The organism is Rhizobium sp. WSM4643, from assembly GCF_025152745.1.
GTDB lineage: Bacteria > Pseudomonadota > Alphaproteobacteria > Rhizobiales > Rhizobiaceae > Rhizobium > Rhizobium leguminosarum_I.
In genome coordinates this window covers 4,505,243-4,519,515 of record NZ_CP104040.1, presented here as the reverse complement: position 1 = coordinate 4,519,515, position 14,273 = coordinate 4,505,243, and the positions used below count along the sequence as shown (strand labels likewise).

General features: G+C 60.4%; 18 protein-coding genes. 15 read left to right on the top strand and 3 right to left on the bottom strand.

What is annotated here, in order from left to right:
• The first annotated feature begins 12 nt into the window (after positions 1 to 12).
• The 9 genes from hisB (at position 13) to coaA (ending at position 5,633) form a co-directional block, all read left to right on the top strand.
• The gene (gene hisB, locus N1937_RS22215) at positions 13 to 621 is read left to right on the top strand and encodes an imidazoleglycerol-phosphate dehydratase HisB (protein ID WP_260056991.1); all 609 of its coding nucleotides are present in this window, start codon (positions 13 to 15) and stop codon (positions 619 to 621) included.
• Between the two features lie 22 nt (positions 622 to 643).
• Positions 644 to 1,129 carry a DUF2628 domain-containing protein gene (locus N1937_RS22210; protein WP_260056990.1) on the top strand — a complete coding sequence of 162 codons (486 nt, stop codon included), beginning with the start codon at positions 644 to 646 and terminating at the stop codon, positions 1,127 to 1,129.
• Between the two features lie 2 nt (positions 1,130 to 1,131).
• Positions 1,132 to 1,782 carry an imidazole glycerol phosphate synthase subunit HisH gene (hisH, locus tag N1937_RS22205; protein ID WP_162114928.1) on the top strand — a complete coding sequence of 217 codons (651 nt, stop codon included), beginning with the start codon at positions 1,132 to 1,134 and terminating at the stop codon, positions 1,780 to 1,782.
• A gap of 239 nt (positions 1,783 to 2,021) precedes the next feature.
• On the top strand, positions 2,022 to 2,204 hold the full coding sequence (locus tag N1937_RS22200) for a hypothetical protein (RefSeq protein WP_260056989.1): 183 nt from the start codon (positions 2,022 to 2,024) through the stop codon (positions 2,202 to 2,204).
• Positions 2,201 to 2,758: a hypothetical protein gene (locus N1937_RS22195; protein ID WP_170277869.1), complete on the top strand. Its 558-nt coding sequence runs from the start codon at positions 2,201 to 2,203 to the stop codon at positions 2,756 to 2,758. The genes N1937_RS22200 and N1937_RS22195 overlap by 4 nt, the downstream gene beginning before the upstream one ends.
• A gap of 6 nt (positions 2,759 to 2,764) precedes the next feature.
• Positions 2,765 to 3,511, top strand: a complete 747-nt coding sequence (hisA, locus tag N1937_RS22190) for a 1-(5-phosphoribosyl)-5-[(5-phosphoribosylamino)methylideneamino]imidazole-4-carboxamide isomerase (protein ID WP_260056988.1) — start codon at positions 2,765 to 2,767, stop codon at positions 3,509 to 3,511.
• Positions 3,512 to 4,300 carry an imidazole glycerol phosphate synthase subunit HisF gene (gene hisF / locus N1937_RS22185; protein WP_017965973.1) on the top strand — a complete coding sequence of 263 codons (789 nt, stop codon included), beginning with the start codon at positions 3,512 to 3,514 and terminating at the stop codon, positions 4,298 to 4,300.
• 17 nt (positions 4,301 to 4,317) lie between these two features.
• Positions 4,318 to 4,641, top strand: a complete 324-nt coding sequence (locus N1937_RS22180; protein WP_162114931.1) for a phosphoribosyl-ATP diphosphatase — start codon at positions 4,318 to 4,320, stop codon at positions 4,639 to 4,641.
• Positions 4,638 to 5,633: a type I pantothenate kinase gene (gene coaA, locus N1937_RS22175; RefSeq protein WP_003544165.1), complete on the top strand. Its 996-nt coding sequence runs from the start codon at positions 4,638 to 4,640 to the stop codon at positions 5,631 to 5,633. The genes N1937_RS22180 and coaA overlap by 4 nt, the downstream gene beginning before the upstream one ends.
• Before the next feature lie 13 nt (positions 5,634 to 5,646).
• Here the strand turns inward: coaA and N1937_RS22170 are convergent, their stop codons facing one another.
• The 3 genes from N1937_RS22170 to N1937_RS22160 form a co-directional block, all read right to left on the bottom strand.
• Positions 5,647 to 6,258: an alpha-ketoglutarate-dependent dioxygenase AlkB gene (locus tag N1937_RS22170; protein WP_260056986.1), complete on the bottom strand. Its 612-nt coding sequence runs from the start codon at positions 6,256 to 6,258 to the stop codon at positions 5,647 to 5,649.
• 1 nt (position 6,259) lies between these two features.
• On the bottom strand, positions 6,260 to 6,703 hold the full coding sequence (arfB, locus tag N1937_RS22165; protein WP_017965976.1) for an alternative ribosome rescue aminoacyl-tRNA hydrolase ArfB: 444 nt from the start codon (positions 6,701 to 6,703) through the stop codon (positions 6,260 to 6,262).
• 106 nt (positions 6,704 to 6,809) lie between these two features.
• Entirely contained in the window at positions 6,810 to 8,420 is a 1,611-nt protein-coding gene (locus tag N1937_RS22160) for a phosphoenolpyruvate carboxykinase (protein WP_260056985.1), read from the bottom strand.
• A gap of 337 nt (positions 8,421 to 8,757) precedes the next feature.
• On the opposite strand from N1937_RS22160, the gene N1937_RS22155 reads away from it, so the two are divergent.
• The 6 genes from N1937_RS22155 to ahcY all read left to right on the top strand — a co-directional run bounded on the left by N1937_RS22155 (position 8,758) and on the right by ahcY (position 14,202).
• Positions 8,758 to 9,492: a response regulator transcription factor gene (locus tag N1937_RS22155; RefSeq protein ID WP_206119754.1), complete on the top strand. Its 735-nt coding sequence runs from the start codon at positions 8,758 to 8,760 to the stop codon at positions 9,490 to 9,492.
• Between the two features lie 76 nt (positions 9,493 to 9,568).
• Complete coding sequence (locus N1937_RS22150; protein ID WP_026154337.1) at positions 9,569 to 11,359, top strand: sensor histidine kinase; 1,791 nt, start codon at positions 9,569 to 9,571, stop codon at positions 11,357 to 11,359.
• Entirely contained in the window at positions 11,356 to 11,808 is a 453-nt protein-coding gene (locus N1937_RS22145) for an HPr kinase/phosphorylase (RefSeq protein WP_260056984.1), read from the top strand. Before N1937_RS22150 ends, N1937_RS22145 begins: the two co-directional genes overlap by 4 nt.
• Before the next feature lie 148 nt (positions 11,809 to 11,956).
• Positions 11,957 to 12,358: a PTS sugar transporter subunit IIA gene (locus N1937_RS22140; protein ID WP_003544139.1), complete on the top strand. Its 402-nt coding sequence runs from the start codon at positions 11,957 to 11,959 to the stop codon at positions 12,356 to 12,358.
• A 9-nt stretch (positions 12,359 to 12,367) separates the two neighbouring features.
• A complete protein-coding gene (locus N1937_RS22135; protein ID WP_003544133.1) occupies positions 12,368 to 12,643 on the top strand; it encodes an HPr family phosphocarrier protein in 276 nt (91 codons plus the stop codon).
• A 158-nt stretch (positions 12,644 to 12,801) separates the two neighbouring features.
• Positions 12,802 to 14,202 (top strand): adenosylhomocysteinase, encoded by a 1,401-nt coding sequence (gene ahcY / locus N1937_RS22130; RefSeq protein WP_260056983.1) that lies wholly within the window; start codon positions 12,802 to 12,804, stop codon positions 14,200 to 14,202.
• Positions 14,203 to 14,273 lie beyond the last annotated feature (71 nt).

Here is a 14,273-nt window from a genome sequence, read left to right as displayed (position 1 = left end):
ATGGAGGGCCATATGGCCGAGACCGCAGCAAGCCGCACGGGCAGCGTTTCCCGCAAGACCAACGAAACCTCGATTTCCGTTTCCGTCAACCTCGACGGCACCGGCAAATCGACGATTTCAACGGGTGTCGGCTTCTTCGACCATATGCTCGACCAGCTTTCGCGACATTCCCTCATCGATATGGAGATCGATGCCAAGGGCGACCTGCAGATCGACGACCACCATACGGTCGAAGATACGGGCATCGCCATCGGCCAGGCGATCTCCAAGGCGCTCGGCGACCGGCGCGGCATCACCCGCTACGCGTCGATCGATCTCGCCATGGACGAGACGATGACCAAGGCTGCTGTCGATCTTTCCGGCCGTCCGTTCCTCGTCTGGAATGTCGGCTTCAGCGCTCCGAAGATCGGCACTTTCGACACCGAGCTCGTTCGCGAATTCTTCCATGCGCTCGCCCAGAATGCCGGCATCACCTTGCATATTCTCAACCATTATGGCGCCAACAATCACCATATTGCCGAGACATGCTTCAAGGCCGTTGCCCGCGCGTTGCGCACGGCAACAGAGATCGATCCGAGACAGGCAGGCCGTGTTCCCTCGACCAAGGGCACGCTCGTCTGAGCCCTTCAAGGGAGCGGCGACAATGACATCCAGCTATATCTTCCTGACACCGCCCGGCAGCACGAGCGCCACGGCCGATGAGACCCGAACCATCCGCGACGGCTTCACGCTGTTCGGCTTCCTGTTTCCATGGGCTTGGCTGCTGGCGCATCGGCTTTGGCTGCATGCGGCCGTCGCCTTTCTGCTGCAGGGGATCGGTGGCGCGCTGATGGACGAACCGGGCCTCGGGGCGGCGGGAGCGGCAATCCTGTTGGGCGTGAATATTCTGGTCGGTCTCGAGGGCCAGAATTTCCGAGTCCGCAACCTTGCCGCCAAGGGTTGGAATGAAGACGAACTCATTGCAGCCGATACGATCGGCATTGCTGAGCAGATCTATTTCTCGGACAGGGCTGTCATCGCGGGTAGCGACGACGCAGCGGCACCGGACTGGCAGAACAGGGGCCGTCCGAACAGTCCGCACGGCCATGCAACGTCGCTTGGTCTCTTTGGTTTTGATGGGGGACGCTGACGATGCGCGTCGCGATTATCGACTATGGCTCCGGTAACCTGCGCTCGGCGACCAAGGCTTTCGAGCGTGCCGCCCGCGAAGCTGGCATCGATGCCAATATCGATCTCACCGACAGGGCGGAGGATGTTGCCGCGGCCGATCGTATCGTGCTTCCCGGTGTCGGTGCCTATGCCGATTGCCGGCGCGGCCTCGATGCCGTGCCTGGGATGGCCGAGGTGCTGATCGAGGCTGTCGAGAAGAAGGCACGGCCGTTCCTCGGCATTTGCGTCGGCATGCAGCTCATGTCCTCGCGCGGCCTCGAGAAGACCGTGACGCACGGCTTTAACTGGATCCCCGGTGACGTCGTCGAGATGACGCCTGATGATCCGGCGCTGAAGATCCCGCAGATCGGCTGGAACACGCTCGACCTCAAGCGCGAACATCCGCTTTTCGATGGTATTCCGACGGGGTCGGAAGGGCTGCACGCCTATTTCGTGCATTCCTACCATCTTGCCGCTGAAAACGCCGAGGATGTTATTGCGACGGCCGATTATGGCGGTCCGATGACAGCTTTCGTCGGACGCGCCAACATGGTCGGAGCACAGTTTCACCCGGAAAAGAGCCAGAAGCTCGGCCTGGCGCTAATCGCCAATTTCCTGCGCTGGAACCCGTAGAGCCTGCTCAGGCAATTCAGGACGCAAAACCGCTGCGCAGTTTTGCAGGAATTGCTTCAAGGGCTGGCTTTTAATACAGCCGCCTTATTTTCCTAGAGCATGATGCCGAAAAGTGTGCGCGGTTTTCGGACGACATCATGCTCTGACTATATAATGTAGAACAGGATTCAAATTTAAGGCCGAACCGGCCTAAAATCATCCTGTTCGAGTAAGGAAATGACGGAACAGGAGTGCGCTCGATGCCGGCGTCACGGAAATCAGGCAAGGTGTTCTACACATTGCGGCCCGCCAGGGAAGGCTTGCCTCCCTTTTCCGATATCAAGCTTCCCGGTGGCACGATCATCCGCCGTGTCGACGAAGCCATTCATCGGAAAGCGCTTTCCAACGCAGCCAAGACGCTGAAAGAAAGGCTGGACCGATGATCCATGATTCTTTCCCCGCAAACGACGGTTCGAGCCGGCGGCAAAACGGGGTCAGCGCCGGCGACATCGCCGAGGCCGTGCTGGAATTTTATATCGAAGGTGAGGACGATCTGATCGGCCTGCTCGCCTATGCACTCTACGAGCGGCAAAAGCGCGATTTCGTTCTCAGCCACCGCAAGCGAAATGCCGGCCGTTCACCCGATGATGCCGAACTTGCCGCCGTCAACAGCAATTATCTCTCGACCGACCTGCGCAATACGTTGCGCGACCGCGCCTCGCAGATCCTTTCGAGTTATGCCGAAACCTATGTCGAGGCGATGGAGCCGCAGATCCGGCTGTCCGCCGTCAACAGCGATGCGTTGCGCCAGGTGCGAAACATCGAGAAAGCAATGAAGAGGCGCCTGGGCTTCTGGCGTCAGGTTCGTGCCGGCTTTGCCGTCACCCTGCTCCTGCTTCTGCTTTTCGGCGCGGCTGCCATTGCCGCTGTCTTTTTCCGCTCGGATATCGTAGATGCGTGGAATGCGCTGATGGTACCGACCACTCTACGGACGTAAGACGACATGATCCTTTTTCCCGCGATCGATCTTAAAGGCGGCCAATGCGTCCGCCTGAAGCTCGGCGACATGCAGCAGGCGACGGTCTACAACACCGATCCGGCCGCCCAGGCGAGATCCTTCGAAGACCAGGGTTTCGAATGGCTGCATGTGGTCGATCTCGACGGCGCCTTCGCGGGACATTCGGCCAATGGCGATGCCGTCGAAGCGATCTTGAAGGCAACTGACAATCCAGTGCAGCTCGGCGGCGGCATTCGCACGCTCGATCATATCGAGGCCTGGCTGTCGCGCGGGCTGCGGCGCGTCATTCTCGGCACCGTCGCGGTCAGAAATCCGGCGCTGGTCATCGAGGCCTGCCGGAAATTTCCCGGTCATGTCGCCGTCGGTATCGATGCCAAGGGCGGCAAGGTGGCCGTCGAGGGTTGGGCGGAAGCCTCCGAACTCGGGATCATCGAACTCGCCAGGAAATTCGAGGGCGCCGGCGTCGCCGCGATCATCTACACCGATATCGACCGTGACGGCATTCTTGCCGGGATCAATTGGACCTCGACGTTGGAACTTGCCCACGCCGTCTCCATTCCCGTCATCGCCTCGGGTGGTCTTGCCTCTCTCGACGATGTTAGACGCATGCTGCAGCCCGATGCGAGGAAATTGGAAGGGGCGATTTCAGGCCGTGCGCTTTACGACGGCCGTATCGATCCCGAGGAAGCGCTGGCGCTGATCAAGGCGGCCCGGACCAAGGAGACCGCGTAAATGACCCTCAAGGCCCGTGTCATTCCCTGCCTCGACGTCAAGGACGGCCGTGTCGTTAAGGGCGTCAACTTCCTCAATCTCGTCGATGCCGGCGATCCCGTCGAAGCCGCGAAGGCCTATGATGCGGCAGGCGCCGACGAACTCTGCTTCCTCGACATCACCGCTTCCTCGGACAATCGCGAGACGATCTTCGATGTCGTGTCGCGCACGGCCGACCAATGCTTCATGCCGCTGACGGTCGGCGGCGGGGTGCGTACCATCGCCGATATCCGCAGACTGCTGCTGTGCGGCGCCGACAAGGTCTCGATCAATTCGGCAGCCGTCAGCAATCCCGACTTCGTTGCCGAGGCGGCCGACAAGTTCGGCGACCAGTGCATCGTCGTGTCGATCGATGCAAAGCGCAGGCGCACCCAGGCGGTCGGCGGCGACAATCTCAGCGCCTGGGAAATCTATACCCATGGCGGCCGTAACGCGACCGGCATCGATGCCATCGAATTCGCCCAAAAGATGGTGGCGCGCGGCGCCGGCGAGCTCTTGGTCACCTCGATGGACCGTGACGGCACCAAGGTCGGTTACGATCTGGAACTGACGCGAGCGATCGCCGATGCGGTGCGTGTGCCGGTGATCGCCTCCGGCGGCGTCGGCGATCTCGACGATCTCGTTGCCGGGGTGAAGGAGGGCCATGCCAATGCCGTCCTCGCCGCGTCGATCTTCCACTTCGGCACCTATTCCGTCAGCGAGGCGAAGCACTATATGTCGAAGTGCGGCATCGACATGCGTCTCGACTGAACCTTGAAAGCGGACATATGAGCGGATTTTCCCTTTCCGATCTCGAAAGCATCGTCGAAGAGCGATCGAAAGCCTCGCCGGAGCAATCCTGGACAGCCAAGCTTGTGGCCGCCGGTCAGCCGAAAGCGGCAAAGAAACTCGGCGAAGAGGCGATCGAAGCCGTGATGGCGGCGGTAACCGGCGACCGCGACAATCTGACCTACGAGGCCGCCGATGTGCTCTATCACCTATTGGTCGTATTGAAGATTGCTGAAATACCGCTAGAGAATGTCATGGCCGAACTCGAGCGCAGAACCGCGCAGTCCGGCCTCAAGGAAAAGGCCAGCCGGCAGACTTCATGAGTATCGCGACTGAGATTATCGGGGTGCCGGAAACGTTGGATCATTTCCAGTCGGAATCCTATTCGCCCTACCACTTCTTCTCTTCCGAACAATGGGCGAAATTCCGCGCCGACACGCCGTTGACGCTGACGAGCGACGAGGTCAAACGGCTGCGTTCGATGGGCGACCCGATTGATCTCGATGAGGTCCGGCGCATCTATCTGTCGCTGTCTCGGCTGCTCTCGGCACATGTCGAATCCTCGCAGATGCTGTTCGAACAGCGCAACCGCTTCCTCAGCCTGTCTGATGTGACGAAGACGCCCTTTGTCATCGGCATCGCCGGCTCGGTCGCTGTGGGAAAATCGACCACCGCCCGTATCCTCAAGGAGTTGCTGGGGCGCTGGCCTTCCAGTCCGAAGGTCGATCTCGTCACCACCGACGGCTTCCTGCATCCGAACGCCGTGCTGCAGCGGGAAAAGCTGATGCAGCGCAAGGGTTTTCCGGAAAGCTACGACACGGGTGCAATCCTGCGCTTTCTCTCGGCGATCAAGGCCGGGCGGCCGGATGTGAAGGCGCCCAGCTATTCGCACCTCGTCTACGACGTGCTGCCGGACGAATACAAGATCGTCGACCGGCCCGACATCCTGATCTTCGAGGGCATCAACGTGCTGCAATCGCGCGACCTGCCGGCCGGCGGCAAGATCGTGCCGATGGTCTCCGACTTCTTCGACTTTTCGATCTATATCGATGCCGCCGAAGACGAGATCCACAACTGGTATGTCACGCGCTTCATGCGGCTGCGCGAGACCGCCTTCCGCGATCCGAATTCCTATTTCCATCGCTATGCCTCGATATCGGATGCGGAAGCGCTCGAAATCGCCGAGGATCTTTGGGCCAACATCAACCTGAAGAACCTGCGGCAGAACATTCTGCCGACGCGTCCACGCGCCGATCTCATCCTGAAAAAGGGCAAGGATCACCTGATCGAACAGGTCGCGCTGCGAAAACTGTAGCAGCGATTGTGTTTTAGCAATTGACGCGGCGGAGCGTCAGATTGATGCGGCCGCCATTCTTCAAGAGCGTCGAAGTCGCCGGGTGGATGCGGTCGACGCCATGGAAACACAACCTCCCCTGGCCGCCCAGTACGACCAGATCACCGCTCGAAAGCTTGAAAGATAGCGTGCGATCATTGCGGCTGAGGCCGCCGATGCGAAAGAGGCAGCTATTGCCGAGCGAGATCGAGATCACCGGGGCCTTGAGATCCGGTTCGTCCTTGTCCTGATGCAGGCCCATGCGCGCTTCGTCGGAGTAGAAATTGACGAGGCAGGCCTCCGGCGGCTTGTCGTAACCCGAAACGTCATTCCAGATATCGAGCAATTGCTGTGGCATATCAGGCCAGGGCCTGCCGGTTGCCGGATGCGTCGACTGGTAGCGATAGCCGCGTTCTTTGTCCGTCACCCAGCCGAGCGGCCCGCAATTGGTCATGCGCACGGACATCGGCTTGCCGGTGCCGGGCATGGCGGGCACATAAAGCGGCGCTTCGGCGACGACAGTGCGGATAATCTCGACCAATGCCTCCTGACGCGCGCGGTCGAGATAACCGGGGAGATGGCGAATGCCGGTCAAGAGCTCGGCCATGTCATTCACCACTGCCGCCGCCGGGTCGGCCGCGCATTTTCTTGACTTCGGAGCGACCGGATTTTTCCTTCAGGCGGCGTTCGACCGAACCCTTGGTCGGCTTGGTCTTCTTGCGCGGCGGCGGCGGTGGCTTGGCGGCCTCCAGGATCAGTTCCTTCAGCCGCTCGCGCGCATCCTCGCGGTTGCGGTCCTGGCTGCGAAACCGACTCGCCTCGATCATCAACACGCCGTCCTTCGACAAACGCCGGCCGGCGAGCTTGATCGCATTGGTTTTGACACGATCATTGAGGGACGGCGAATTCGCGATGTTGAAGAACAGTTGGACGGCGGTTGAGACCTTGTTGACATTCTGCCCGCCGGGGCCGCCCGCCAGAACGAACTGTTCCGTCAGCTCCCATCCCGCGATGGTGATCCTGTCATCGATATAGAGCGCGTCGCTGGCCATGCGGCGTTCTATCTCACATCAGCGGCAAATTGAAAATATCGGCCGTCATCAAGAAAAACCCGGCAATCCTGCGATGCCGGGTTTCACGTGAGTCAGAAATTTCGTCTTATTCGGCAGCGACCTTGACGCCGGGGGCGGCATCGCGGACGCCGCCGTCGACATGATTTTCGAACTTGGCGAAGTTCGCGATGAACATCGAGACCAGCTTTTCGGCCTGCGCGTCATAGGCTGCCTTATCGGTCCAGGTCGAGCGCGGATCGAGAATGCTGCCGTCGACGCCGTCGACGGAGACCGGCACGGCGAAGCCGAAGTTGGTGTCGGCACGGAATTCGGCCTGTCCAAGTTCGCCGGTCAGGGCGGCAGCGAGAAGCGCGCGCGTCGCCTTGATCGGCATGCGCTTGCCGGTGCCGTAGGCGCCGCCGGTCCAGCCGGTATTGACAAGCCAGCATTGGACGCCATGACGACCAATCAGCTCCTTGAGCAGATTGCCGTATTCGGCCGGATGCCGCGGCATGAAGGGCGCGCCGAAGCAGGTGGAAAAGGTCGCTTCCGGCTCGACGACACCCTTTTCTGTGCCGGCCACCTTGGCGGTGTAGCCGGAGAGGAAGTGATACATCGCCTGGTCAGGCGTCAACCGGGCGATCGGCGGCATGACGCCGAAGGCATCGGCGGTCAACATGATGATCGTCTTCGGATGCCCGGCACGGCCCGTTTCCGAAGCGTTCGGGATGAAATCCATCGGATAGGCGCAACGGGTGTTCTCGGTCAGCGACGCGTCGTTGAAATCCGGCTCGCGGCTTTCGTTCAGCACGATGTTTTCCAACACGGTGCCGAAACGCTGTGTCGTCGCATAAATTTCCGGCTCGGCTTCGGCCGAAAGGCGGATGGTCTTGGCGTAGCAGCCGCCTTCGAAGTTGAAGATGCCGTTTTCGCTCCAGCCATGTTCGTCGTCACCGATCAGCGTCCGGGCCGGATCGGCCGAAAGCGTCGTCTTGCCCGTGCCGGAAAGGCCGAAGAAGACCGCCGCGTCACCCTCCGGGCCGACATTGGCCGAGCAGTGCATCGGCATCACGCCCTTGGCCGGCAGCAGGTAGTTGAGCACGGTGAAGACCGATTTCTTCATTTCGCCGGCATAGGAAGTGCCGCCGATGAGGACGAGACCGTTGGTGAGATCGCAGGCGATCACCGTTTCCGAACGGCAGCCGTGGCGAGCTGGATCGGCCTTGAAGCTCGGCAAATCGATGATCGTCAGCTTCGGGATGAAGCTCGACAGCGCTGCGGCGTCGGGGCGGATCAGCAGATTGCGGATGAACAGCGAATGCCAGGCGAATTCGGTCACGACGCGGGCCGGCAGGGCATGACCTTCCTCCGCGCCGCCGACGAGATCCTGGACGAAAAGCTCCTTGCCTGCGGCATGCGCCAGCATATCGTCGCGCAGCACGGCGAAATGCTCCGGCGAGATCGGCTTGTTGTTGTCCCACCAGATTTCGCCATCGGTATTGATATCGCGAACGACGAACTTGTCGCGTGGCGAACGGCCCGTGTGCTGGCCGGTGAGAGCCCGCAGCGCACCCTGAGCGGTCAGTTCGGCTTCGCCCCGGCGGATCGCTTCTTCATAGAGCGCGGCGGCGGAAAAGTTGTAGCGAACGCTGGCTGCGCCGCCCAATCCAACCGTTGCCAGCTCTATTGCCGGGTTATGAACTCCGAACATTTCCATGGCTAGTTCCCTTCGCTCAGGCTCGTTGCCGTTAAAACTGAGCGTGAAAATACGGGCAGAAATTTTAAAACACAAGATCGAAAATTGGAGAAAATGCAGTGATATCAAATAATTAATCGATTTAAATTTATCATCTCAATTTTAAATCGTTTGAATGGGTCGCGTTTAAACGTTTGGAAGCGCCACCTGAGATTGCCGGCGTATTTTGCGACAATCCTCCCCTTTATCTTTGCCACAATTTGTTCCACCTTTATCCTCCATAAGCGCATCCGGTCACTGAGACCGCCTGGGGAGAGCAAATCCGGGAGAATGCGCACTGATGACGGAGACCAACACCATGGCGACAATCGCGCTCGTTGATGACGACCGCAACATCCTTACCTCGGTGTCGATCGCACTGGAGGCTGAAGGATATAAGGTCGAGACCTATACGGACGGTGCCTCGGCGCTCGACGGCCTGCTGGCGCGACCGCCGCAGCTGGCGATCTTCGACATCAAGATGCCGCGCATGGACGGCATGGAACTGCTGCGCCGCCTGCGGCAGAAGTCGGACATTCCCGTCATCTTCCTCACCTCCAAGGATGAGGAGATCGATGAACTCTTCGGCCTGAAGATGGGCGCCGACGATTTCATCACCAAACCGTTTTCGCAGCGTCTGCTGGTGGAGCGCGTGCGCGCCGTCCTGCGCCGCGCGTCCAGCCGCGAAGCTGCCGCCGCCGGCACGAGCCCCACCGGCGCGCCGAAGACCGGTGCGGTCCAGCAGGCCCGCTCACTGGAGCGCGGGCAGCTGGTCATGGACCAGGAGCGCCACACCTGCACCTGGAAAGGCGAGGCCGTGACGCTGACGGTGACCGAATTCCTGATCCTGCATTCGCTGGCGCAGCGCCCCGGCGTCGTCAAAAGCCGCGACGCGCTGATGGACGCAGCCTATGACGAACAGGTCTATGTCGACGACCGGACCATCGACAGCCACATCAAGCGGCTGCGCAAGAAATTCAAGATGGTCGACACCGACTTTGATATGATTGAAACACTCTACGGAGTGGGATACCGCTTCCGCGAAGCAGCTTGAGCCCGAGCGGCACAGCTGGAGATATTGAAGGTTGCCGGCCGGTTTATCCGGCCCAACCTTTCGAAAGGGCCTGTCATTGGCACAGTTGGTGCAGGAAAGGGATCTGGACGACGCGGAGGGCGTGAGCACCCGTCGCGTCCGAGGCCGCCGTTGGTCGCATCCCTTCACGCTGATCCGCCGGATCTTCGGCAATGCCGTCTTTTCAAGCCTGACGCGGCGCATCCTGTTCTTCAATCTCGTCGCGCTCGTGGTGCTCGTCGGCGGCATCCTCTATCTCAACCAGTTTCGCGAGGGATTGATCGACGCCCGCGCCGAAAGCCTTTTGACGCAGGGCGAAATCATCGCCGGCGCCATTTCGGCCTCCGCGTCGGTCGATACCAACTCGATCACCATCGATCCGCAGAAGCTGCTCGAGCTACAGGCCGGCCAGAGCATCACCCCGGTGCCGAACGACGAGGACCTCGAATTCCCGATCGATCCTGAAAAGGTCGCGCCGGTGCTGCGCCGGCTGATCTCTCCGACGCGTACACGCGCCCGCATCTTCGATGCCGACGCCAATTTGTTGCTCGATTCGCGCCATCTCTATTCGCGCGGCCAGGTGCTGCGCTTCGACCTGCCGCCGGTTGAAGAGGAGAAACAGACCTGGAGCGAGTGGTTCGCCACTCTGTTCAACAAGGCGCTGCAGCCCGGCAATCTGCCGCTCTACAAGGAAGCGCCGGGCGGTGATGGCTCGATCTATCCCGAAGTGATGAACGCGCTGACCGGCGTGCGCGGTGCGGTCGTGCGCACCACCGAAAAAGGCGAACTCATCGTTTCCGTCGCCGTGCCGATCCAGCGTTTCCGCGCCGTGCTCGGGGTGCTGCTGCTGTCGACGCAGGCGGGCGACATCGACAATATCGTTCATGCCGAGCGGCTTGCCATCATGCGCGTCTTCGGCGTCGCAACACTCGTCAACGTGCTGCTGTCGCTGGTGCTTTCATCGACCATCGCCAATCCGCTGCGCCGCCTTTCGGCGGCTGCCATCCGCGTCCGGCGTGGGGCCAAGGTGCGTGAAGAGATCCCCGACTTCTCCGCCCGCCAGGATGAGATCGGTAATCTTTCCATCGCACTGCGCGAGATGACGACGGCGCTCTACGACCGCATCGATGCGATCGAGAGTTTCGCGGCCGATGTCAGCCACGAACTCAAGAATCCGCTGACCTCGCTGCGCAGCGCCGTCGAAACGCTGCCGCTTGCCAAATCCGACGATTCCAAGAAACGGCTGATGGACGTCATCCAGCATGACGTCCGCCGCCTCGACCGGCTGATCAGCGATATCTCCGACGCTTCGCGCCTTGATGCCGAACTCGCGCGCGTCGATGCCGGCTCGATCGACATGGAGGTGCTGCTGCGCGACCTCATCGAGGTGTCACGCCAGGTCAGGAGCAGCAAGAAGCAAGTGCAGATCGAATATGCCGTCGAACGCAAACCGAACGTCAAGACGCGCTTTGTCGTCAACGGCCACGATCTGCGCATCGGCCAGATCATCGCCAACCTGATCGAGAATGCCCGCTCGTTCGTACCCGAGCAAGGCGGCAAGATTACCGTGCGGCTGGTGCGGACACGTTCGCGCTGCGTCACCACGATCGAGGACAACGGTCCCGGCATCCAGGCGGAAAATATCGACCGTATCTTCGAGCGCTTTTATACGGACCGGCCGGAGGCGGAAGGCTTCGGCCAGAATTCGGGGCTCGGCCTGTCGATCAGCCGGCAGATCGCCGAAGCGCATGGCGGTTCGCTGAGAGCCGAAAACATCACCGATGCCGAGAGCGGGCATATACTCGGCGCGCGCTTCATCCTCTCTTTGCCAATCGGCGCCGCAGCATGACCGAGGCAGCTTTCAACGTCCATGCGACGGCGATCGTCGTTGGCAAGACGGGGCTGCTATTCAGCGGCCCCTCCGGCTGGGGAAAATCGATGCTGGCCTTCACCTGCATGACCGAGGCGCGCCGGCTCGGTCTTTTCACGGCGCTGGTCGCCGACGACCAGGTTCTTCTCTCAAGAGAGGCCGGCGCGGTAATCGCCGCATGCCCGCCGTCGATCGCCGGGCTGATCGAACTTCGCGGCACCGGCATTGTTCGTCAGGACCATATTCCCAGGGCGGCCATGCATTATGCCGTGCTTCCCGGCAGCGCTACCGGTGAAAACCGGGTGCCTCCCGAGGGCGAAATGGTGAGCCTTGCCGCCGGTTTTTCGCTTCCCGCATTGCGGTTGCTCACAGGCGTTTCCTCACCCCTTGCGATCCTGATGGCAAAAGTGCCGGATATCGGGCGCTGAGGCCTTCCGGATTGGTCAATCTGCCTTATATATTCGCATTTTTATCTTGCACTTCGGCTTTTCATAGCCAAGATGTGCCCCCACCGGTGGACGTAATTGCTGCATTGCGATATTGGGGCCACCGTTTGTATATGGGAGCAGTAATATCATGATCGGACTTGTGCTTGTCACTCATGGCAAGCTGGCTGAAGAGTTTCGTCATGCTGTCGAGCACGTCGTCGGTCCTCAGAAATTCATCGAGACGGTCTGCATTGGCCCCGAAGACGACATGGACCAGAGACGGCAGGACATTCTGGAAGCCGTTTCCGGTGCCGATGATGGCCACGGCGTCGTCATCCTGACCGACATGTTCGGCGGCACGCCGTCCAATCTTGCCATATCAGTCATGAGCAGCGGCCATACCGAAGTCATTGCCGGCGTCAACCTGCCGATGTTGATCAAGCTTGCCGGGGTGCGCGGCGAGAACAACATGGAGAAGGCGCTGGTGGAGGCCTCCGAAGCCGGGCGGAAATATATCAATGTCGCGAGCCGCGTGCTCAGCGGAAAATAACGGGCATTCATGACATCGCTCTCCCGGGAACTCCTTATCATCAACAAGCGCGGTCTTCACGCGCGCGCTTCCGCCAAATTCGTGCAGATGGTCGAGACCTTCGATGCCGCCATCACCGTTTCCAAGGACGGAATGACGGTCGGCGGTACCTCCATCATGGGCCTGATGATGCTTGCGGCAAGCCCCGGCTCGAGCGTCGTCGTCTCGGCAAGCGGCAGCCAGGCCGAGGAAGCGCTGGAGGCGCTGGACCAGCTGATCCAGAACAGGTTCGGCGAGGAGATGTGAGCTCCGATCGAGTTCATATAAACATATAAAGACTTCTTTATATCCTTATTGCCTTCACCGGCGAAGCCTGCTAAACGGCGGACATGCCGTGCGCTTGCACGTGGGTCATCCTTCGCGCCTGCGCCAATTTTGAGACGTTTTTCAGCCTGGAGGCCTCTATGAGCACTGAAAAAGATTATGTCGTCGCCGATATCGGGCTTGCGGATTTCGGCCGCAAGGAAATTACGATCGCCGAAACCGAAATGCCGGGGCTGATGTCCTGCCGCGCCGAATTCGGCCAGACAAAGCCGTTGAAGGGCGCGCGCATCACCGGCTCGCTGCACATGACCATCCAGACGGCCGTGCTCATCGAAACGCTGGTCGCGCTCGGCGCCGAAGTCCGCTGGGCCTCGTGCAACATCTTCTCGACGCAAGATCATGCCGCTGCCGCGATCGCCGCTTCCGGCGTGCCTGTCTTCGCCATCAAGGGCGAGTCGCTCCAAGATTACTGGGTCTACACCGACAAGATCTTCCAGTGGGCTGACGGCGGCCTTTCCAACATGATCCTCGATGACGGCGGCGACGCCACCATGTACATCCTGCTTGGCGCCCGCGCCGAAGCCGGCGAGGACGTGCTGTCTCATCCGCATTCCGAAGAAGAGGAAATCCTCTTCGCGCAGATCAACAAGCGCCTTGCCGCTTCGCCTGGCTGGTTCACCAAACAGCGCGATGCGATCAAGGGCGTCACCGAAGAAACGACGACCGGCGTAAACCGCCTTTACCAGCTTAGCCAGAAGGGCCTGCTGCCCTTCCCGGCGATCAACGTCAACGACTCGGTCACCAAGTCGAAGTTCGACAACAAATATGGCTGCAAGGAATCGCTGGTCGATGGCATCCGCCGCGGCACCGACGTCATGATGGCCGGCAAGGTTGCCGTCGTCTGCGGCTATGGCGACGTCGGCAAGGGTTCTGCCGCTTCGCTCTCCGGCGCCGGCGCCCGCGTCAAGGTGACCGAAGCCGATCCGATCTGCGCATTGCAGGCTGCGATGGACGGTTATGAAGTCGTCCTGCTCGAGGACGTCGTTTCCTCGGCCGATATCTTCATCACCACGACCGGCAACAAGGACGTCATCCGCATCGACCACATGCGCGCGATGAAGGATATGGCGATCGTCGGCAATATCGGTCACTTCGACAACGAAATCGAAGTCGCAGCATTGCGCAATCTCAAGTGGACCAACGTCAAGCCGCAGGTGGACCTGATCGAATTCCCCAAGGGCAACCGCATCATTCTTCTTTCCGAGGGCCGCCTGCTCAACCTCGGCAACGCCACCGGCCATCCGTCCTTCGTGATGTCGGCTTCGTTCACCAACCAGACGCTGGCGCAGATCGAGCTCTTCACCAAGCCCGACCAGTATTCCAACCAGGTCTATATCCTGCCGAAGCATCTCGATGAAAAGGTCGCACGCCTGCATCTCGACAAGCTCGGCGTGAAGCTGACCGAGCTTTCCGCGGAACAGGCTGCCTATATCGGCGTCTCGCCGAAGGGCCCGTTCAAGTCCGACCACTACAGATATTGATCCGATAGTTAATATCCACAAGATGTAGAAGCCGCGGCATTGACAAATGCCGCGGCTTATTTTTTGGGCGC

Excerpts from the sequence above, each read along its gene's own strand:
- hisB (WP_260056991.1), top strand. The coding sequence starts at position 13 with ATGGCCGAGACCGCAGCAAGCCGCACGGGCAGCGTTTCCCGCAAGACC.
- N1937_RS22210 (WP_260056990.1), top strand. The coding sequence starts at position 644 with ATGACATCCAGCTATATCTTCCTGACACCGCCCGGCAGCACGAGCGCC.
- hisH (WP_162114928.1), top strand. The coding sequence starts at position 1,132 with ATGCGCGTCGCGATTATCGACTATGGCTCCGGTAACCTGCGCTCGGCG.
- N1937_RS22200 (WP_260056989.1), top strand. The coding sequence starts at position 2,022 with ATGCCGGCGTCACGGAAATCAGGCAAGGTGTTCTACACATTGCGGCCC.
- N1937_RS22195 (WP_170277869.1), top strand. The coding sequence starts at position 2,201 with ATGATCCATGATTCTTTCCCCGCAAACGACGGTTCGAGCCGGCGGCAA.
- hisA (WP_260056988.1), top strand. The coding sequence starts at position 2,765 with ATGATCCTTTTTCCCGCGATCGATCTTAAAGGCGGCCAATGCGTCCGC.
- hisF (WP_017965973.1), top strand. The coding sequence starts at position 3,512 with ATGACCCTCAAGGCCCGTGTCATTCCCTGCCTCGACGTCAAGGACGGC.
- N1937_RS22180 (WP_162114931.1), top strand. The coding sequence starts at position 4,318 with ATGAGCGGATTTTCCCTTTCCGATCTCGAAAGCATCGTCGAAGAGCGA.
- coaA (WP_003544165.1), top strand. The coding sequence starts at position 4,638 with ATGAGTATCGCGACTGAGATTATCGGGGTGCCGGAAACGTTGGATCAT.
- N1937_RS22170 (WP_260056986.1), bottom strand. The coding sequence starts at position 6,258 with ATGGCCGAGCTCTTGACCGGCATTCGCCATCTCCCCGGTTATCTCGAC.
- arfB (WP_017965976.1), bottom strand. The coding sequence starts at position 6,703 with ATGGCCAGCGACGCGCTCTATATCGATGACAGGATCACCATCGCGGGA.
- N1937_RS22160 (WP_260056985.1), bottom strand. The coding sequence starts at position 8,420 with ATGGAAATGTTCGGAGTTCATAACCCGGCAATAGAGCTGGCAACGGTT.
- N1937_RS22155 (WP_206119754.1), top strand. The coding sequence starts at position 8,758 with ATGGCGACAATCGCGCTCGTTGATGACGACCGCAACATCCTTACCTCG.
- N1937_RS22145 (WP_260056984.1), top strand. The coding sequence starts at position 11,356 with ATGACCGAGGCAGCTTTCAACGTCCATGCGACGGCGATCGTCGTTGGC.
- N1937_RS22140 (WP_003544139.1), top strand. The coding sequence starts at position 11,957 with ATGATCGGACTTGTGCTTGTCACTCATGGCAAGCTGGCTGAAGAGTTT.
- N1937_RS22135 (WP_003544133.1), top strand. The coding sequence starts at position 12,368 with ATGACATCGCTCTCCCGGGAACTCCTTATCATCAACAAGCGCGGTCTT.
- ahcY (WP_260056983.1), top strand. The coding sequence starts at position 12,802 with ATGAGCACTGAAAAAGATTATGTCGTCGCCGATATCGGGCTTGCGGAT.